Genomic DNA, 18,295 nt, shown 5'->3' with positions numbered 1-18,295 from the left:
GCATGGCTTTTCACCGCATCGCCACAGCGGTGACATTCGGTGACAAGTTCCGGCTCAGCCGGCGTCAAATGCCGCCTTGAGCCAGGTCATGCCCGCGGGCTCCACCGCCACCACATCAAAGCGGCATGGCGGCGGCGCAGGCAGGCGCATCAGGTAGTGCCGGGCGGCCAGCACGATGCGCCGCTGCTTGACGCCGCCCACGCTGGCGGCCGCACCGCCGTGGCTGGCGCTGGCCCGGCGGCGCACCTCGACGAACACCAGCGTGCCGTCGGCGTCGCGCATCACCAGGTCGATTTCGCCGCCGCCACGCCCAGGCGTCCGATAATTGCGTTGCAGCAGGCGCAGACCGGCCTGTTGCAAATGCCGCAGCGCCTGGTCTTCGGCGGCGTCGCCCACCGCCTTGGTGGTGGGGGTGGCCGCCGCGCCGGGCTGTGCTTTCTGGTCTTTGGAAAAAAGGGACACGTCTTTTGGCTTCCAGTTATGCAAGCGCGCTGGCCGCGGCCCGCGAGGCCGCCGGCAACCAGCATTATCCGCAGGGCGCGCTGTACGTGGTGGCCACGCCCATAGGCAACCTGGCCGACATCAGCCTGCGCGCACTGCATGTGCTGGCGCTGGCCGACTGCGTCGCCTGCGAGGACACCCGCCACACCCAGACGCTGCTGCGCGCCTACGGCCTGGACCGCGCCGCGCACGCGCTGCTGGCGGTGCACCAGCACAACGAGGCCGAAGCCGCCCACACGGTGATTGCCCGCCTGCAACAAGGCCAGCGGGTGGCCTACGTCAGCGACGCCGGCACGCCCGGCATCAGCGACCCCGGCGCGCGCCTGGTGGCGGCCGTGGCCGCGCTGCAATTGCCCGTGGTGCCGTTGCCCGGCGCCAGCAGCGTGACGGCGCTGCTCAGCGTGGCCGGTGTGGGCAGCGACAGCGAGCACCAGCACGGCTTCATTTTCCAGGGCTTCCTGCCCGCCAAGGCGGGTGAGCGCACGCAAGCGGTTGAGCAACTGGCCACCGAGCACCGCGCCGTGGTGCTGCTGGAGGCACCCCACCGCATCGAGGCGCTGGCCGACAGCCTGAAGGCACTGGGCGAGCGCCGCATCACCGTGGGGCGGGAGCTGACCAAGCAGTTCGAGGAAATTGCCACCATGCCGGCCCAGGCGTTGACGGGCTGGCTGGCGCAGCAGCCGCAGCGCACCAAAGGTGAGTTCGCGCTGGTGTTGCACCCGGCCCCGGTCGCTGCCGATGCCGGCCATGACCTGAAGGTGCTGAAGCTGCTGCTGCCCGAGTTGCCGCTGAAAACCGCCGTGAAGCTGGCGGCGGACATCACCGGTCAGTCGCGCAATGCCTTGTATGACGCCGCGCTGGCCTTGAAAAAAACCGAAAACTGAGCCGCCGTCGGCATCGTCCAGCCCGGTGTCTACAGTGACACCGGCCCACCGGCAGACTTCTGCGTGGCCTCGCGCGCCCTTTGCTGGCGCACCCGGTCCACATACTGGTCGGCCAGCTTCAACTGCTCGCCCATGATCTTGTTGTTCTGGCCCATGACGTCGATGGCCTTGGCGCGGAAGCTGTCCATCGCGTCCATGGCCTTGAAGGTCTGGTCGAACATTTCCTTGATCTTGTCGATGCCTATCATGGGGTTGGCCGCGAACTGGGCGGTCTTGTCCACGTGCGCGTTGAGCTGGCGCCCGGTCTCGGCGATCAGGTTTTCGATGCTGGCGTTCACGCCCTGCAGCATCTCCATCACCTTGATCTGGTTGCCGGTGGCCCGCGCCACGGTCTGCGCCACTGCCAGCGCGCTCATGCCCGTGGTGGCCACACGCGTACAGCCATTGATCATCTCGCGACCGGTCTTCTTCAGCACGTCCAGCGCCAGGTAGCCGTTGGTGCACACCGCCTGCTGGGTCAGCATGTCGGTCAGGTTCTGGCGGGCGTAGAACAGCACCTCCTGCTGCAGCGCGGTGGCCCGTTGCGGGTCGGTCGCCTGCAGGCTGTCCACCTTGGCCGCCAGCTGGCCGTCCAGCGTCTCGGCAAAATGAATGGCGGCGGCCAGCTTCTGCATGCCGTCCCACAGCCGGGTGCGCGTGGCCTCGACCTCCACCACGTCGCGCTGCATGTCGTCGCGCGCGCTGTAGATCTGCTGCATGCTCTTTTGCAGTTGCGTGCCCGCGCTCTCGAACTTGCGGAAATACGCCTGCAGCTTGTTGCCATAGGGGATCAGGCCGAACAGCTTGTTGGGCTGCAACAGGTCGCCGTCCTTGCCGGGGTTGAGCTCGTCCAGGTGCCCGCGCATGTCCTGGATGGCCTTGAAGGCGGAACTGTCTTCGATGCCAACGAAGTTGCGCTGCATGAAGCGGCCCTGCATCATGCTGGAGGCGATGGATATCTCCTCCTTGCCCAGCGCGAAGGCGCTGTCGAGCTTGGCGCGGAAGGCGTCGCTCTGGACGTCCTCGGTCAACAGGCCCTGCATGAAGCGGTCGACCTGTTCCTCCACCGCCGTTTTGGTGGCAGGCGCCAGCGGCACCGCCGTTTTGGCGGCGGGTGCGGCCAACGGCGTCAGCACCTCGGGCGGCGTCAACTGGAAGCTGGCGGGCGTGGCAGTGTTGGTCTGCTGCGTGCTGTCGGACATCACATGCTCCTTTTTAAGCGTTCAGATGCGTCACAAGCTCAATGCGCGCATGTTACTGGCCTTTTGCCCCTGCGTTTTTTCCGCGATACTGCGGAGCCATGAACAAAGCAAGCAAGGTCGTCATCACCGCCGTGTTGCTGGCCGCCTTCGGCGGCGCGGCCTACCTGTCGGTGTACAAGACCGGGCAGCAGCCGCAGGGCAGCGGGGCCTTGAGCGGCGTGGCCGGCAAGCTGACCGGTGCCGTGCCGGTGCAGGAGCTCAGTGGCCTGATCGCGGTCGACGTGGAACCCTACTTCCAGGACGAGCGGGTGCAGCGTGCCCTGGCCGCCCACGGCTACCGGCTGAAAGTCAGCCGCGTGGGCTCACGCGACATGGCGGCGCGCGTGGTGTCGGGCCAGATGCCCGATTTCTTCTACCCGTCCGGCGTGGTGGCCGCCAACCAGATCGCCGACGCGGCGAAGAAGGCCAACCTCGCCGCCACGCCGTACTCGCCCATCTACACGCCGATGGTGATCGCCTCCTGGACACCCATTGCGCAGATCCTGGCGGCCAACGACATGGCGCGCGAGGCCAGCCCCGGGGTGTGGAATGTCGACCTGGCCAAGCTGACGCAGACCATGCTGGACAAAAAGCGCTGGAAGGACCTGAAAGGCGCCCAGGCCTATGACGTGGGAAAAAGCGTGCTGGTCTCCACCACCGACGTGCGCAAAAGCAATTCGGCCGCCATGTACCTGGCGCTGACCAGCTATGCCGCCAACGGCGGTGAACTGGTGACCGACCGCGAAAACGCACAGAAGATGGCGCGCGCGGTGGTGGGCCTGTTCAAGCGCCAGGGCTACCAGGAAAACTACGTCAACGGCAATTTTGACGACTACGTGTCCATCGGCATCGGCAAGACGCCGATGGCCTTCATCTACGAAAACCAGCTGGTCAACTACGCCATGGCCAAGAAAGGCCTGGCGCCGGGCATGGTGCTGCTGTACCCGCAGCCCACGTTGTTCAACAAGGTGGTGTTCGTGGCCAGCAGCGAGCGCGCCAAGAAGCTGGGCGAGTTGCTGGCCGCCGATGCGGACCTGCAGCGCCTGGCGGTGGAATACGGTTTTCGCATCGCCGACAGCGGGTATTTCGTCAAGAGCGCCAAGGCGGCCGGCCTGGCGGTGGAAGAACGCATCACCCAGGTGATCGACCCGCCCAGCTTCGAGATCATGGGCGAGATGATCGACGTCATCAGCCGCGAGATGGCGCAGTAGGCGGCCAGCTGCACAGGCTGCCATCGTTTTCAACCAACAGGGAGCACCACGTGGCCAATGGGAAAACAATGATCTTGGGCGGTTTGCTGCTGGCGGCCATCGTCCTCGCCCAGTGCAAGGGCAAGCCCGACACAGACACCGCGGGCCCGGCCCAGCCCCAGCAGCCGGCGGCGCAGATCTTCACCGTGTTGGCCACCACCGATTTGAAAGACGCCCAGCCGCTGGAAGAGATGGTTGAAAAGGCCACCGGCGTCAAGCTCAAGTTCAACTACGGCGGCACCATGGAAAGCACCGAGGCGGTGCAAACCGGCAAGGCCAATGCCGACGCCGCCTGGTTCGCCAACGCCAAGTATTTGCTGTCCGACCCGCAGGGCCAGGCGCGCGTCAAGCTGCAGGAAAAGATCATGCTGTCGCCCATCGTGGTGGGCGTCAGCGAAAGCCAGGCCAAGACGCTGGGCTGGGACCAGCCGCAGGGCGCCGGCAGCAAGGTGACCTGGAGCGACATTGCCCAGGCTGCCAAGGACGGCAAGCTGCGCTATGCACTGTCCAACCCGGCCACCTCCAACCAGGGCTTCATGGCGCTGATGGGCGTGGTGGCCTCGGCAGCGCAAAAGTCCGAAGCGCTGACGGCGGCCGACGTCAACCGCGAGGCGATTGCCGGCTTCGTCAAGGGCTACAAGCTGGTGGGCGACAACAGCAGCTACCTGAGCGAGAAGTTCATCGAGCAGCAAGGCAGCCGCATCAATGCCTTCATCAACTACGAAAGCTGGCTGCTGTCGCTGAACCAGTCGGGCAAGCTGCGCGAAAAGCTGACACTGGTCTACCCGCACGAGGGTGTGGCCACGGCCGACTACCCGCTGATGCTGCTCAATGACGCCAAGCGCGAGCAGTATCTGAAGGTGGTGGCCTACCTGAAGGGCGAAGCGGCACAGACCTGGCTGGCCAAGACCACGCTGCGCCGCCCGGTCAACAGCGAGGTGGCCAAGGCACAGGCCGGGCTGTTCCCGCAAGGCAGCCTGCTGGTGGAACTGCCGTTTTCCACCGACCGGGCGCTGGCCGACGGGCTGATTGACGCCTACCTGAACGAATTCCGCACGCCCATCGCCTCCACGTTCGTGCTGGACGTCAGCGGCAGCATGAACTCCGGCGGGCGGCGCCAGCAACTGGTGCAGGCCCTGCAGTACATTGCCGGTGACGACAGTTCGCTGACCGGGCGCATCGCGCGCCTGACCAGCCGCGAGAAAGTGTGGATGCTGACTTTCTCGGAGAAGGTCAACAACCCGGTGTATTTCGAAGTGCCCGCCGCGCGCGGCACCAACGCCCAGAACCCGCGCAAGGGCTTGCAGCAGGGCGACTCCGCCGCCAAGCAAAAGACGCTGGACAACGTGCGCGACTACGCCGAAGGCCTGCAGATGAATGGCGGCACCGCACTGTATGACGCGGTGCTGAAGGCCGTTGTGATGATGAACACCGAGCGCCAGAAGAACCCCGGCTACCAGTATTCGGTGGTGGCCTTCACCGATGGCGAAAGCAACAAGGGCCGCACGCTGAAGGAATTCAAGGCCGACTATGCGGCGCTGCCGGAGGATGTGCGTGCCATACCGGTGTTCATGGTGCTGTTTGGCGAGGCCAACGAGGCTGCGCTGAAGGACCTGGTGAAGACCACCGGCGGGCGGGTGTTCGACGCGCGCCGCGCTTCCCTGTACAGCGTGTTCAAGGACATCCGGGCATACCAGTAGCGGCCGCATGAACAAACTGCTGCGCTTCCTGCAATCGCCCGCCAACTGGTGCGGCCTGGGGTTGGCCACCGTGGCCCTGCTGGCCAATGGCCTGGGCCTGACCGAATGGGGCGGGCCGGCCCTGGCCGTGCTGGGCTATGGTGCAGGCTTCGGCATCGGCGGCCTGTGGCTGGGCTTTCCGAAACTGACGGGCGACCCGTGGGACGATCTGGTGTTTGCCGACGACGGCGATGCCCGCACCAGCATGGTCAACGCCCTGAACGCGGTGCGCCAGCTGGTGGACTACAACCCCAGCCGGCGCCTGCCAGCCAGCCTGCAGACCCAGGTGCTGGACCTCGTCAAGCAGCTCCACGAGCTGTTGGACCAATGGGAGCGCAGCAAGGGAAATTTGTCGCTGGAGGAGAGCTTCCATGCACGCCACATCGCGCTGTCCTACCTGCCCGATGCGCTGAAGACCTACCTGTCCATCCCGCAGCAATATGCCACCACCAAGCGCTTGTCCAACGGCCAAACTGCACAGGACACCTTCCAGGCCACGCTGGACGACCTGAGCCAGAAAGTCGCCGAGCTGACCGACGACCTGGCGGCCCAGGACGCGCAGGCGTTCCTGAACCATTCACAGTTCCTGCAAGAGAAATTCAAGGCCCCCCGGCTGGAATGAGCGCCCCGCACAGGGCCTGCCCCAACCTGTGCGAAAATCGCTGTCTCCAGCAATGCGGCTGTAGCTCAGTGGATAGAGTATTGGCCTCCGAAGCCAAGGGTCGTGGGTTCGATCCCCGCCAGCCGCACCACCCGATCAATGTCCGCCGCCCAGATAGGCGGCCTTCACCGCAGGGTCGTCGCGCAGCTTGGTGGCCTCGCCGTGCACTGAAATCTTGCCGTTCTCCAACACGTAGCCATAGTCGGCCACGTTCAGCGCCGCGGCGGCGAACTGCTCCACCAGCAACATGGTCACGCCCTGGGCCTTCAGGTTGGTGATGATGCGAAACACCTCCTCCACCAGGATGGGCGCCAGCCCCATGGAGGGTTCGTCCAGCAACACGATCTCGGGGTTTAGCATCACCGCACGGGCCATCGCCAGCATCTGTTGTTCGCCGCCCGACAGCGTGCCGGCCAGCTGGTTGCGCCGCTCCTTCAGGCGCGGGAACAACTCCATCGCGCGCTCCAGGTCGCCCGGTACATCGCCCTTGGGGCGGCTGCCGGTCAGGCGCGGAAAGGCGCCCAGCAGCAGGTTGTCGGTGACGCTCATGGTGGCGAACACGCGCCGGCCTTCCGGTGAATGCGCCAGCCCCAGCTTGGCGATGGTGTACGACTCCAGCCCGTCCACTCGCTTGCCGTGCAGCGAGATTTCGCCCGACACCGGCTTGATCATGCCCGACACCGCGCGCATGGTGGTGGTCTTGCCGGCGCCGTTGGAGCCGATCAGCGTCACCACCTTGCCCTTGGGCACGTCGATGGAGATGCCGTGCAACACCTGCACCTTGCCGTAGCCCGCCACCAGATTCTTGATGCTCAACATCGTGTGTATTCCTTACGCCGCCGTGCCGCCCAGATAGGCTTCGATGACCTTCTCGTCAGCCTGCACCTGCGCTGGCTTGCCTTCAGCGATCTTCTGGCCAAAGTCCAGCACCGAGACGGTGTCGCAAATGCTCATCACCACGTCCATGTGGTGCTCGATCAGGATCACGGTGATGCCGTGGTCGCGGATCTTGCGGATGATGGACACCAGCTCCTTGATGTCCGGCGCCGTCAGGCCGGCCGCCGGCTCGTCCAGCAGCAGCAGCTGCGGGTCCAGCGCCAGCGCGCGGGCGATCTCCAGCAGGCGCTGTTTGCCATAGGGCAGGTTGCGCGCCTCCTCGAAGGCCAGGTCGTCCAGGCCGACGAAACGCAACAGGCCCATGGCGCGCTCGGCACCGGCCGTCTCTTCGCGCTTGAAGCGCGGCGTGTGCAGCGCCACGTCGGCGATGTTGCTGGCAAAGGTGTGGTGCAGGCCGACCTGGATGTTCTGCAGCGCCGTCATCTCGCCAAACAGCTGCACGTTCTGGAAGGTGCGGGCGATGCCGGACAGCGCGATATCGCTGGAGGTGCGCCCCACCAGCGAGCGGCCGCCAAACGCCAGGCTGCCGGCCGTGGGCACGTAGATGCCGGTGAGCACGTTCATCATCGTGCTCTTGCCAGAGCCGTTGGGGCCGATCAGGCCGTGGATGCTGCCGCGCTTGATGGTGAGGTTGACGTCGTTCAGGGCCTTCAGGCCGCCAAACTGCATCAGCACGCCCTGGGCCACCAGGATGTCCTGGTCGCCGCCGGCGCCGGAGGCCTGCACCAGCGCGTCCTTGTGGGTGTCGGCAATCTGCTGCGCGCTGGCCGGCACGCGCGGCGCCGCCTTGCGGTAGCTCAGCAGCTTGCGCACGAAGCCAACGATGCCGTCCTGCAGGTAGTACACCACGAACAAGATCATCAGGCCAAAGATGGACAGGCGCCAGTCGGTGATGGATTGCAGCCAGAACGAGAAGCCGGCCAGCGCGATGGTGCCCACCACGGGGATGGCCATCTGCTTCGGCGTCGTCATCTTCCTGGCGATGCCCACCACCGCGCCGATGGCCATCAGCACCGCCAGCACGCAGGCGACGATGCGGAACATCTCCAGGTCGTCCAGCAGCTTGGGCAGCAACACGATGATGGTGGCGCCCAGCAGCGAACCGCTGCGCGTCTTGCGCCCGCCCATGATGACGGCCAGCAGGAACAGCACCGTCAGCTCGAAGTTGTAGGTGTTGGGCGAGATGTACTGCTCGGAATACGAGTACAGGCAGCCGGCCAGGCCGGCAAAGCCGGCGCTGATGACGAAGGCATAGACCTTGTAGCGGTACACCGACACGCCCATGCAGTCCGAAGCCACCGGGCTGCCGCGCAGCGCTTCAAAGGCGCGGCCCAGCTGCGAGCGCAGGATGCGGTCCACCACCAGCATGGACAGCCCCAGCATCACCAGCACCAGCCAGTAGAAGCCGCGCTCGTCCAGCTGCGCGCCGAACAGGCTGGGCTTGGGGATCTTGATGCCCAGCGGACCTTCGGTGAGGAAGGTCATCTCGTTGATCAGGATCTGGATGATGGTGCCAAAAGCCAGCGTCACCATCGCGAGATACGGCCCAGTGACGCGCAGCGCCGGCAGCGCCAGCAGTGCGCCGAACACCGCCGTCACCGCGATGGAAGCCGGTATGGTCAGCCACACCGGCGCGCCCAGTTTCATGAACAGCACGCCGGCGGCATAGGAGCCGACGCCGAACAGGCCGGCATGGCCCAGCGACACCTGGCCGGTGTAGCCGACCACGATGTCCAGGCCGAACAGCAGGATCGCGTAGATCATGATGGTCTCGACCAGGTGGATGTAGTACGGGTTGTGCGTGAGCAGCGGCACACCGGCCAGCAGCGCCAGGAACACCACCGCGAACACCAGAACGTTGCGCTTCGTTGTCATCTTCGTTGTTCTCTTTGCGAACCTTGCCGCGTCAAACCTTCTTGATGGCGGTCTTGCCGAACAGGCCAGCCGGCTTGACCACCAGCACGATCAGCAGCAGCACCAGCCCCGGCACGTCCTTGTAGCCGGTGGACAGGTAAAAGCCGGTGGTGGTCTCGGCAACGCCCAGGATGATGCCGCCGACGATGATGCCCATGCCGCTGGTCAGCCCGCCGATGATGGCCACCGCAAAGGCCTTCAGGCCCAGCACCGCGCCCATGGTGGCGCCGGTCAGCGTCAGCGGTGCGATCAGCACGCCGGCAACGGCGGCGGTGGCCGACGACAGCGCATACGAAAACGTGATGACCAGGCCGGTGTTGATGCCCATCAGCTTGGCGGCGTCGCGGTCATTGAAGGTGGCGACCACGGCCTTGCCGTAAATGGTCTTGCGGTTGAAAAACTCCACCGCCAGCATCATCACCACCGCGCCCACCACCACCAGCAGTTCCATCGGCAGCACGTTGGCGCCCAGCAACTTGATGGGCGACTCGGGCAGCGGCGAGGGGAAGCGCAGGTCGTCACGGCCCCACAGGTTCTCAGCCACGTTCTTGAAGATGATGCCCAGGGCGATGGTGGACATGATCCAGCCGAATTCACTCTTGATCTTGATCGCCGGGCGCACGCCGATGCGCTCCACCACGCCGCCCTGCACCATGCCGAACAGGATCACCAGCGGGATCATCAGCCAGTAGTTCAGGCCCAGGTTGACCAGCGTCAGCCCCACCATGGCGCCCAGCATCAGCGCGTCGCCCTGGCCGAAATTCAGCGTGTCAGACGTGGCAAAGGTCAGCTGGTAACCGAAGGCGATGACCGCGTAGATCATGCCCAGCGCGATGCCGCTGTAGATGAGTTGGAGCAGGATTTGCATAGTGGTGCTGATGTAAAAAGGCACCCAGTCGGCGGTTGCCGGCCGAGTGCCTGGGGCGCCCGTGGGCTTACTTCTTCTTGGCAGCCTTCACGCGGATGTCGGCGCCCTTTTTGCGGTCGTCCTCATACGCGTACACCACCTTGGAGCCCTTGACCTCGCCGAACACCGGGATGTTGGCGGTGATGGCCTCGTGGTCGTCCTTGGTGAAGGGGTGGTCATAGCTGGTCACCACGCCGTCAACCTTCGCGTTCAGGTTTTCCAGCGCCTCCTTGACCTTGGGGCCGTCGGTGCTGCCGGCCTGCTTGATGGCGGCGGCCAGCAGGTAGATGGAGTCGTAGCCCTGGGCGGCGGACACCGGCGAGTCGATGCGGCCGTTCTTGGGCTTGAATTCCTTCAGGTAGGCGTCGATGAAGGCCTTGCGCTTGACGGTGTTGGCCTCCTGGATGAAGGTTTGCGGCATGCGCGCGCCTTCGCCGCCGGGGCCGGCGTTGTCGATGAAATTGGCCATGGACAGGGTCCAGCTGCCAATCATCGGCACCTTCCAGCCCAGCTTGGTCATGCCATTGGCGATCTGCGCCAGCTCGGGGCCGATGCCATAGGTCAGCACCGCCTCAGCGCCGGCTTCCTTGGCCTTCAGCAGCTGGGCCGTCATGTCCACATCCTTGATGTTGAACTTCTCCACCGCGACGGGTGTGATGCCCTTGGCCTTCAGCGCCTTCTCGAGGTCTTCGCGGCCCAGTTGGCCGTAGTTGGTGGAGTCGGCCAGGATGGCGACCTTCTTGAAGCCGCGGCGGGTGATGGCCTCTTCCACGATCATGGGCGCCTGGATGCTGTCGTGCGCGGCGTTGCGGAAGATGTAGTTTTCCGGCTGGTCCTTGAACTGCTGCGTCACCAGCGAGCCGGTGGCGACGTTGTTCATCACCGGAATCTTGGCTTCCTGGTAGAAGCGCTGCGAGGCCAGGGCCACGCCGGTATTGATGTAGCCCACGGTGGCGGTCACTTTTTCCTTGTTGATCAGCTCCTGGGCGATCTGCACGCCGCGCTCGTTCTTGGCCTCGTCGTCGCGCTCCACCACCGCCAGCTGGCGGCCCAGCACGCCGCCGGACTTGTTGATCTCGGCCACCGCCAGGCGCACGCCATCGCGCATGCTCACGCCCATGGACGAGGAACCGCCGGTGTAGGGGCCGGCCACGCCGATCTTGATCGGATCGGCAGCGAAAGCGCCACCCGCCAGACCGACCACCGCGGCCGCAATGGCCAATTTTGCAAAGCGAATCATCTTGTCTCCTGAAATGGAATTTGTCTCGACTGGAACGAAAACGGGAACGCACCGGAGCTGGCCGAGCTGGCGGCTGCCCAGCCCCGCGAAGGGACGGACACCGCCATGAACATCACGATCTGCTCCTCTGTCTTTCTACGGAACTCACTGGCTCCTTGGCCGTGTCCCGCGTGAACGGGACCGGTGGCAAATTGTTCGTCGCCCGCGGCACGCTTGACCATTCGCAGTACTACGCGTGGCGGCTCAGTAGTACTACATAGAGTCCGCAGACAGGAGGCCATGTCCTTAGAATGAAAGACGGAGACAACGCAGGAGAAAACGCTTGCGCATCAAACACAAAATCATCGTTCTGGGCGTCATGCCCCTGATCGCGGCGATCGTCATCATCGGCATGCTGGTGACGACGCAGGCGCGCCGCCTGAGCAGCGATGAGCAGCGGCTGCTGCAAGAGAGCATGCTGACCGCCAAGCGCGCCGAGTTGCGGCACTATGTCGAGCTGGCCCAGACCTCGATCAACCACCTGTACGCCTCCGGGCGCAATGACGACGCCGCCAAGGCGGAGGTGCTGCGCACCCTCAGCGCCATGAACTTCGGCGATGACGGTTATTTTTTCGTCTATGACCTCAAAGGCACCAACCTGGCGCATCCGCGACAGCCGGAGTTGGTGGGCCGCAACATGTGGGAGATGCGCGACTCCACCGGCCTGCCGGTCATCCAGAGCCTGATCGATGCGGCCCGTTCCGGCCGGGGCTTCCAACGCTACGCCTGGCGCAAGCCGTCCACTGGGCAGGAAACCGACAAGCTGGGCTACGTGGTCATGCTGGAACGCTGGGGCTGGATGATGGGCACCGGCGCCTACCTCGACGACCTGGCGCACAGCGTGGAGCAGACCCGCCAGGAGGTCAGCCGCCACACCGATGCCACGCTGGTGCAGCTGGCCATCGTGGCCGTTGTCGCTTCGCTGGCCGTGTTTGCGGGCGGAACAGCGTTGAACCTCAGCGAACGGCGCCTGGCCGACCAGAAGCTGGCGGCGCTGGCACAGCGGGTGGTGACCCTGCAGGAAGAGGAGCGCGCCCGGGTGTCGCGGGAGCTGCACGACGGCCTGAGCCAACTGCTGGTCTCCGTCAAATTCCATTTTGAGTTGGCGCAGGAGCGGCTGAACGAGGGCCGTGGCAACGCGGCGCCCCACATCGACAAGGGCCTGAGCGGACTGGCCACGGCGATCGGGGAAATCCGCCGGATTTCACACGATCTGCGGCCATCCCTGCTGGACAACCTGGGCTTGCCGGCGGCGCTGCAGCAACTGGCCGACGAATTCCGACAACAGACGGGCATTGCCGTGGAGACCAGGATCACATCGACGGTGGAGGCACTGCAGGAGCAAAACGCCACCACGCTGTTTCGCGTCGCCCAGGAGGCGCTGACCAACATCAGCCGCCACGCGGCCGCGTCGCATGTGCGCCTGGAGCTCGTGGACGATGGCAGCGCACTGACCCTGACCATTGCCGACGACGGCTGCGGTTTCGACCTCAGCCGGGTCGAGCAGTCGCGCGGTGCCGGCATTGGGTTGCGCAACATGCGCGAGCGGCTGGAGCACGGCGGCGGGACGCTGGCCATACGCTCCCAACCCGGCAAAACGCAGGTGCTGGCGACACTGGCGCACCAGGCGCAACCCGCATGAACAACGACAGCGACATCACGCTGATGCTGGTGGACGACCATGAGCTGGTGCGCGACGGCCTGCGCGCCCGCCTGGGCGACGTACCCGGCATACGCATCGTGGGCGAGGCCGGCCGTGCCAGCGAAGCCATGGCGATGGCCATCGCACTGCGACCCCGGCTGACCCTGGTCGACATCAACCTGCCCGACATGAGCGGCGTGGAGCTCACCGCCCAACTGGCGGACCTGGTGCCGGAGACGCGCATCATGATCCTCAGCATGTACAACAACCGCGAGTACGTGCTGAGCTCCATGCGCGCTGGGGCCCACGGCTATGTGCTGAAGGACTCCCCATCGACGGAAATCATCATGGCGATCAAGTCCGTCGCTGCCGGCGGCATCTATTTCAGCTCCACCGTGGCGGCGGCATTTGCCGCCACTGGCGACGTACCCCCCCTGCTGACCGACCGCGAGCGCGAGGTGCTGACCCTGCTGGCGCAGGGCAGCAGCAATAAGCGGGTGGCGCAGCAGCTCAACGTCAGCGTACGCACCGTCGAGACGCACCGGCTCAACCTGCGCCGCAAGCTGGGCATCGAGACCCCGGCCGGACTCACCAAATACGCACTCAGCCAGGGCTGGATCACCGTTCAGTCGGCTCGCTGAGGGCTGCCAGGCCTGCTCGCAGCGTACCGGCTCGCTGGCGGCTGCCCTGGCATGCGCATGTACAGGCTCGGCGTTCACCGCTAGACTGGCGCATCGCGCAAAGGAGTGTGGCCGGCATGAACGAAACAGACATCAAGCGCCTGGTAGGTGCCGTGAAAGCCGGCGACCTGTCGCGCCGCAGCTTCATCGAAACCCTGGTCGGGGCCGGCCTGACGGCCCCTATGGCCTCCGTGCTGCTGATGCACGCCGGCGTGGCTTCGGCCCAGGCGGCCGTGCCGGCCTACAAGCCCACCAAGCGTGGCGGGGGCGGCGCGCTGAAGCTGTTGATCTGGCAGGCCCCCACGCTGCTGAACCCGCACTTCGCCAATGGCACCAAGGATGTGGAGGCCTGCAACATCTTCTACGAGACGCTGGCCTATTGGGACCAGGATGCCAACCTGGTGCCGGTGCTGGCGGCGGAAATTCCCAGCCGCGAGAACGGCGGCCTGGCCGCCGATGGCAAGAGCGTCACCTGGAAATTGAAGAAAGGCGTCACCTGGCACGACGGCACCCCCTTCACCGCCGACGACGTGGTGTTCAACTGGCAGTTCTCCAGCGACCCCGCCACCGCCACCTTCACCTCCGGCAACTACCTGAACCTGAAGTTCGAGAAGGTGGACACCCACACCGTGCGCGTGGTATTCGCCAGGCCAACGCCATTCTGGCCCGGCATCTACACCACCACCCAGCTGATCCCCAAGCACCTGTTCGCCCCTTTCCAGGGCGCCAAGTCGCGCGAGGCGCCCAACAACCTGAAGCCCGTGGGAACCGGTCCCTACAAGTTTGTTGATTTCAAGCCCGGTGACATGGCGCGCGGCGCGCTCTACGCCAACTACCACCGGCCCAACCGCCCGTACTTCGACACCATCGAGTTGAAAGGCGGCGGCGACGCCGTCTCGGCCGCACGCGCGCTGATGCAAACCGGTGAGTGCGATTACTGCTGGAACCCGCTGGTGGAAGACGAGGTGCTGTTGCGCATGGAAGCCGCCGGCAAGGGCCGGGTGGACTTCTCCAGCGGCGGCACCGTGGAGCACCTGATGCTGAACGCCACCGACCCCAACAAGGAAGTGGACGGCGAGCGCGCCAGCATCAAGACCAAACACCCCGTGCTCAGCGACCCTGCGGTACGCAAGGCCCTGGGCCTGCTGATGGACCGCAAGGGCATGCAGGAGTACATCCTCGGGCGCAGCGGCGTGGGCACGGCCAACCTGGTGAACAACCCGCCGCGCTTCAACAGCCCCAACATGAAGGCCGAGTTCAATGTGGAGAAGGCCAACGCGCTGCTGGACGCCGCCGGCTACAAGCGCGGCGCCGACGGCGTGCGCGAAAAGGGCGGGCACAAGCTGCGCTTCCTGTTCCAGACCTCCATCAACGCGCCGCGGCAGAAGATGCAGACCATCATCAAGCAGGCCTGCCAGAAGGCCGGCATTGACGTCGAGCTCAAGGGCATCGTGCCCGCGGTGTTCTTCTCCAGCGATGTCGGCAACCCCGAAACCGCCGGCAAATTCTGGGCCGACATGCAGATGTTCGCGCGCACCCAGGGCAGCCCTGACCCCGACGTGCACCTGAAGGCCTGCACCTCCTGGGAAATCGCCACCAAGGCCAACAAGTGGCAGGGCCGCAACTACACCCGCTGGCACAGCGACGAGTTTGACAAGACCTACCGCGCCGCGGAGGGCGAGTTGGACCCGGCGAAACGCGCCGCTTTGATGATCAAGATGAATGACATCGTGTGCAGCGAAGGCTTCATCGTGCCGCTGATGTTCCGCAAGAAAGTCACGGGGCTGGCCAGGAAGCTGGTGGCGCCGATGACGGGGTGGGACAACGACATGAGCACGCTGTCGGACTGGTACCGGGAAGCCTGACGTGCCGTTCCGGTCATGACTTCGCTCGCGCGCAGCGTGCTTGGCTCGTGCACTTTCCGCTGCTGACCCCCCGGAAACCGCCGTCCATCCCACCAGGCGCCGCAAAGGGCTTGCCCCCTGGCGCCCGCGCCCGCTAAGGTTGCGGCATGAACACCCCCAACTTCCTCGCTCATTCGTGCCATCGCGGCTTGGCTGCGCTGTTGAGCCTGCTGACCGTGTGCGCCGCGCACGCAGACACTGGTGAAGCCAACCGCATACTGGGTCGCTGGTACGGCACGTCCCTCTGCGTCAAGGCCGACTGGAACGCCGCCTGCAACGACGAGACGGTGATGTATGAATTCGTGCCCAGCACGGCTGCGCCGGCCAGGATCACACTGCATGCCTTCAAGTACGTGCAGCAGGCGCCGCAACCCATGTACGACCTGGATTTTGACTACGACGCCCAGCGCGGCCAGTGGTGGGCCGACTTCGCCAATGCGCGCGTCAGCATACGCTGGAGCTATGTGCTGCGCGAGGATGGCACGCTGGCCGGCAAGGTGGTGGACCTGAAGGCGCAAGAGCGCGTGGGCCGCCAGGTGAGCGTGAGCCGCACCCCGGTGCGGCCCTGAAACAGCACAACGCGCACCGCATCACGGTGCGCGCCTGCAATGCCTGGTCACTTCGGCGGCACGAAGCCGGAGGCCTTGTACACCGCCGCGATGGTGTCCTTGCCCACGCGGTCTTCCATCTCCTTGTGCACCACGAACATGGCCTTGCGCCATTCCTCGGTCTCGGCCGGCGCCAACGTGTAGACGATGCTCTTGCCGCTGGCGCGGATCTTGTCCATGGCCTGGGCGTTTTCGGTCTCGGCGATGGCGTTGGCGTAGGTGGTGGCGTCCTTCATGGCGCCTTCCAGCGTGGTGCGCACGTCGGCCGGCAGGCCTTCCCAGAACTTCTTGTTGACGATCACCGCGTACGAGATGTGACCGTGGTTGGACACGGTGATGTGCTTTTGCACCTCGTGGATCTTTTGCGTGTAGTCGTTGGACGGGGTGTTCTCCGTGCCGTCCACCACGCCGGACTGCAGGCCCTGGTACAGCTCGGAGAAAGCCATCACCTGCGGGATGGCGCCGAGTGAGCGCATGTTGGCGTCCAGCACCTTGGAGCTCTGGATGCGCATCTTAAGACCCTTGAAGTCGGCCACATGGTGCAGCGGCCTGTTGGCGCTCATGATGTCAAAGCCGTTGTCCCAGTAGGCCAGGCCCTTGATGCCCTTGGGCTCCAGCTTCTTGAACAGCGCCTGCCCCACCGGCCCTTCGGTCACGGCGCGGAACGACGGCGTGTCCTTGAAGATGAAGGGCAGGTCGAACACCTCGAACTCCTTCACCCCCAGCGGGCCGAACTTGGCCAGCGACGGTGCCAGCATCTGCACCGAGCCCAGTTGCAACGCCTCGATCTCTTCCTTGTCTTTGTAAAGCTGGCTGTTGGGGTACAGCTCCACCTTCACCCGGCCCTTGGTGCGTTCCTCGGCCAGTTGTTTGAAACGCTCGGCGCCCTTGCCCTTGGGCGTGTCGGGCGCCACCACGTGGCTGAACTTGATGACGATCTGCGCTTGCGCCTGCGCCACAGGCGCGACTGACAGCAGAGCCACCAGGGCAGCTGCGGCAAGCAGCTGACGGCGAATGGAAGAGGTGCGCTTGTGCGCGGAAGAACTCATGGCTTGTCTCCGGGGGTTATTGTGCTGAACCTGGGCAGTGTGCCCGCCGCCCCCGGCTTTGACAATTGGCGAATTCAAGACCCGGGCTTCAGCGCTGCTTAAGGCTGGTCGCGCGCGCTGGCGCCTTCTTCACGCCAGCCCCGGCGTCAGGCGCCACCGGGCTGTCTTGCTCGCGGTAATGCGCGCACAGCGTGTCGATCAGTGACAGCGCATACGGCGGCAGCTTGTCGCGGTCGCGCAGCAAGATGTAGCGCTCACGTATGCGCCAGGCGTCGGTCAGCTCCACCAGCGCCAGGCCCATGGCCTCGCGGTTGCGGCGCGCGGCGCTCTCGGGGACGATGCCTATGCCCACGCCAGCACCAATCATGCGGCACATGGCGTCGAAGCTGGACAGCTGGATGCGCAGCTTGGGTGCCTTGCCCAGGCTTTCCGTCACCTGGCCGAGGAAGTTTTGCAACGTGCTGTGCGCGCTCATGCCCACCATGTCTTCGTCCAGCGTGTCGGCAAAGGCGATGCTGCCCAAGCCGGCAAACGGGTGGCTGCGCGCGGTTACCAGCACCAGCCTGTCGGTGCTGAAGTGGATCGCCTGCAGGCCCAGCATGTCCACCTGGCCGGCGACGATGCCCACGTCGGCCCGGCCCTCCAGCACACCACGGGCGATCTCGGCGTTGGGTTTCTCTTGCAGGTCGACGTTGACGCGCGGGTTGGCGGCCAGGAACACCGGCAGGATTTCGGGCAAAAAGTCCATCACCGCCGTGGTGTTGGCAAACACCCGCACATGACCGCGCAGGCCACCGGTGTACTCCTGCAAGTCGTTGCTGAGCTGGTCCACCTGGCGCAGCACGCCGCGTGCGTGGTGCAAAAAGGCCTCGCCCGGCGGTGTCAGGCGCACGCCGCGTGCCTCGCGGTACAGCAGCGCCTGGCCGGCCTGATTTTCCAGCGCTTTGATGCGCGTGCTGGCCGCTGCCAACGACAGGTGCTGGCGCTGTGCCGCCTTGGTCAGGCTGCCTTCGTCGCAGGCCCAGACGAACAGCTTCAGGTCCACCAGGTCGAAATGCATGCCGCATGCTAGCGCAAAGACGAAAACCCTTCAGGTTTTC

Annotated in this window: 16 protein-coding genes and 1 tRNA gene; 9 read left to right on the top strand and 8 right to left on the bottom strand. The window is 65.2% G+C overall.

Features of this window, described 5'->3' with window-relative positions; translation table 11 throughout:
* Positions 1-54 precede the first annotated feature (54 nt).
* Positions 55-462 carry a YraN family protein gene (locus tag AC1DX2_RS12780; protein ID WP_477196742.1) on the bottom strand — a complete coding sequence of 136 codons (408 nt, stop codon included), beginning with the start codon at positions 460-462 and terminating at the stop codon, positions 55-57.
* A 5-nt stretch (positions 463-467) separates the two neighbouring features.
* Between AC1DX2_RS12780 and rsmI the strand changes: the two genes are divergently transcribed.
* Complete coding sequence (gene rsmI, locus AC1DX2_RS12775) at positions 468-1,385, top strand: 16S rRNA (cytidine(1402)-2'-O)-methyltransferase (RefSeq protein WP_477196741.1); 918 nt, start codon at positions 468-470, stop codon at positions 1,383-1,385.
* A 29-nt stretch (positions 1,386-1,414) separates the two neighbouring features.
* On the opposite strand, the gene AC1DX2_RS12770 is transcribed toward rsmI, so the two are convergent.
* Positions 1,415-2,626: a toxic anion resistance protein gene (locus AC1DX2_RS12770; protein ID WP_477196740.1), complete on the bottom strand. Its 1,212-nt coding sequence runs from the start codon at positions 2,624-2,626 to the stop codon at positions 1,415-1,417.
* A gap of 98 nt (positions 2,627-2,724) precedes the next feature.
* Here AC1DX2_RS12770 and AC1DX2_RS12765 point away from each other — a divergent pair, with 98 nt between their 5' ends.
* The 4 genes from AC1DX2_RS12765 (at position 2,725) to AC1DX2_RS12750 (ending at position 6,406) form a co-directional block, all read left to right on the top strand.
* Positions 2,725-3,876 carry a hypothetical protein gene (locus AC1DX2_RS12765; protein WP_477196739.1) on the top strand — a complete coding sequence of 384 codons (1,152 nt, stop codon included), beginning with the start codon at positions 2,725-2,727 and terminating at the stop codon, positions 3,874-3,876.
* A 68-nt stretch (positions 3,877-3,944) separates the two neighbouring features.
* On the top strand, positions 3,945-5,615 hold the full coding sequence (locus tag AC1DX2_RS12760) for a VWA domain-containing protein (RefSeq protein WP_477196738.1): 1,671 nt from the start codon (positions 3,945-3,947) through the stop codon (positions 5,613-5,615).
* A gap of 7 nt (positions 5,616-5,622) precedes the next feature.
* Positions 5,623-6,276, top strand: a complete 654-nt coding sequence (locus tag AC1DX2_RS12755; protein WP_477196737.1) for a hypothetical protein — start codon at positions 5,623-5,625, stop codon at positions 6,274-6,276.
* A gap of 54 nt (positions 6,277-6,330) precedes the next feature.
* Positions 6,331-6,406, top strand: a tRNA-Arg gene (locus tag AC1DX2_RS12750).
* Positions 6,407-6,411: 5 nt separating this feature from the next.
* Here the strand turns inward: AC1DX2_RS12750 and AC1DX2_RS12745 are convergent.
* The 4 genes from AC1DX2_RS12745 to AC1DX2_RS12730 all read right to left on the bottom strand — a co-directional run bounded on the left by AC1DX2_RS12745 (position 6,412) and on the right by AC1DX2_RS12730 (position 11,273).
* Positions 6,412-7,134 (bottom strand): ABC transporter ATP-binding protein, encoded by a 723-nt coding sequence (locus tag AC1DX2_RS12745; protein ID WP_477196736.1) that lies wholly within the window; start codon positions 7,132-7,134, stop codon positions 6,412-6,414.
* Between the two features lie 12 nt (positions 7,135-7,146).
* Complete coding sequence (locus tag AC1DX2_RS12740; RefSeq protein ID WP_477196735.1) at positions 7,147-9,087, bottom strand: branched-chain amino acid ABC transporter ATP-binding protein/permease; 1,941 nt, start codon at positions 9,085-9,087, stop codon at positions 7,147-7,149.
* 31 nt (positions 9,088-9,118) lie between these two features.
* Positions 9,119-9,994: a branched-chain amino acid ABC transporter permease gene (locus AC1DX2_RS12735; RefSeq protein ID WP_477196734.1), complete on the bottom strand. Its 876-nt coding sequence runs from the start codon at positions 9,992-9,994 to the stop codon at positions 9,119-9,121.
* Positions 9,995-10,061: 67 nt separating this feature from the next.
* Positions 10,062-11,273 (bottom strand): ABC transporter substrate-binding protein, encoded by a 1,212-nt coding sequence (locus AC1DX2_RS12730; protein ID WP_477196733.1) that lies wholly within the window; start codon positions 11,271-11,273, stop codon positions 10,062-10,064.
* A 322-nt stretch (positions 11,274-11,595) separates the two neighbouring features.
* Here AC1DX2_RS12730 and AC1DX2_RS12725 point away from each other — a divergent pair, with 322 nt between their 5' ends.
* From AC1DX2_RS12725 to AC1DX2_RS12710, 4 genes are all read left to right on the top strand, one after another.
* Entirely contained in the window at positions 11,596-12,954 is a 1,359-nt protein-coding gene (locus AC1DX2_RS12725; protein WP_477196732.1) for a cache domain-containing protein, read from the top strand.
* Entirely contained in the window at positions 12,951-13,595 is a 645-nt protein-coding gene (locus AC1DX2_RS12720; protein ID WP_477196731.1) for a response regulator, read from the top strand. Before AC1DX2_RS12725 ends, AC1DX2_RS12720 begins: the two co-directional genes overlap by 4 nt.
* Before the next feature lie 116 nt (positions 13,596-13,711).
* Entirely contained in the window at positions 13,712-15,499 is a 1,788-nt protein-coding gene (locus AC1DX2_RS12715; RefSeq protein WP_477196730.1) for a peptide ABC transporter substrate-binding protein, read from the top strand.
* 146 nt (positions 15,500-15,645) lie between these two features.
* Positions 15,646-16,107 (top strand): hypothetical protein, encoded by a 462-nt coding sequence (locus AC1DX2_RS12710; protein ID WP_477196729.1) that lies wholly within the window; start codon positions 15,646-15,648, stop codon positions 16,105-16,107.
* Between the two features lie 47 nt (positions 16,108-16,154).
* On the opposite strand, the gene AC1DX2_RS12705 is transcribed toward AC1DX2_RS12710, so the two are convergent.
* Both AC1DX2_RS12705 and AC1DX2_RS12700 read right to left on the bottom strand, forming a co-directional pair.
* Positions 16,155-17,195, bottom strand: coding sequence for a TRAP transporter substrate-binding protein (locus tag AC1DX2_RS12705; protein ID WP_477196728.1), 1,041 nt, complete (start codon positions 17,193-17,195; stop codon positions 16,155-16,157).
* An 88-nt stretch (positions 17,196-17,283) separates the two neighbouring features.
* Entirely contained in the window at positions 17,284-18,255 is a 972-nt protein-coding gene (locus tag AC1DX2_RS12700) for a LysR substrate-binding domain-containing protein (protein ID WP_477196727.1), read from the bottom strand.
* Positions 18,256-18,295 lie beyond the last annotated feature (40 nt).

Source organism: Hylemonella sp. P2_B10 (genome assembly GCF_056404875.1).
This window is presented reverse-complemented; position numbering and strand designations above follow the sequence as displayed.

Bases quoted from the DNA above. Each gene is read 5' to 3' on its own strand.
- AC1DX2_RS12770 (WP_477196740.1), bottom strand. From the start codon at position 2,626: ATGTCCGACAGCACGCAGCAGACCAACACTGCCACGCCCGCCAGCTTC.
- AC1DX2_RS12765 (WP_477196739.1), top strand. From the start codon at position 2,725: ATGAACAAAGCAAGCAAGGTCGTCATCACCGCCGTGTTGCTGGCCGCC.
- AC1DX2_RS12760 (WP_477196738.1), top strand. From the start codon at position 3,945: ATGATCTTGGGCGGTTTGCTGCTGGCGGCCATCGTCCTCGCCCAGTGC.
- AC1DX2_RS12755 (WP_477196737.1), top strand. From the start codon at position 5,623: ATGAACAAACTGCTGCGCTTCCTGCAATCGCCCGCCAACTGGTGCGGC.
- AC1DX2_RS12745 (WP_477196736.1), bottom strand. From the start codon at position 7,134: ATGTTGAGCATCAAGAATCTGGTGGCGGGCTACGGCAAGGTGCAGGTG.
- AC1DX2_RS12740 (WP_477196735.1), bottom strand. From the start codon at position 9,087: ATGACAACGAAGCGCAACGTTCTGGTGTTCGCGGTGGTGTTCCTGGCG.
- AC1DX2_RS12735 (WP_477196734.1), bottom strand. From the start codon at position 9,994: ATGCAAATCCTGCTCCAACTCATCTACAGCGGCATCGCGCTGGGCATG.
- AC1DX2_RS12730 (WP_477196733.1), bottom strand. From the start codon at position 11,273: ATGATTCGCTTTGCAAAATTGGCCATTGCGGCCGCGGTGGTCGGTCTG.
- AC1DX2_RS12720 (WP_477196731.1), top strand. From the start codon at position 12,951: ATGAACAACGACAGCGACATCACGCTGATGCTGGTGGACGACCATGAG.
- AC1DX2_RS12715 (WP_477196730.1), top strand. From the start codon at position 13,712: ATGAACGAAACAGACATCAAGCGCCTGGTAGGTGCCGTGAAAGCCGGC.
- AC1DX2_RS12710 (WP_477196729.1), top strand. From the start codon at position 15,646: ATGAACACCCCCAACTTCCTCGCTCATTCGTGCCATCGCGGCTTGGCT.
- AC1DX2_RS12705 (WP_477196728.1), bottom strand. From the start codon at position 17,195: ATGAGTTCTTCCGCGCACAAGCGCACCTCTTCCATTCGCCGTCAGCTG.
- AC1DX2_RS12700 (WP_477196727.1), bottom strand. From the start codon at position 18,255: ATGCATTTCGACCTGGTGGACCTGAAGCTGTTCGTCTGGGCCTGCGAC.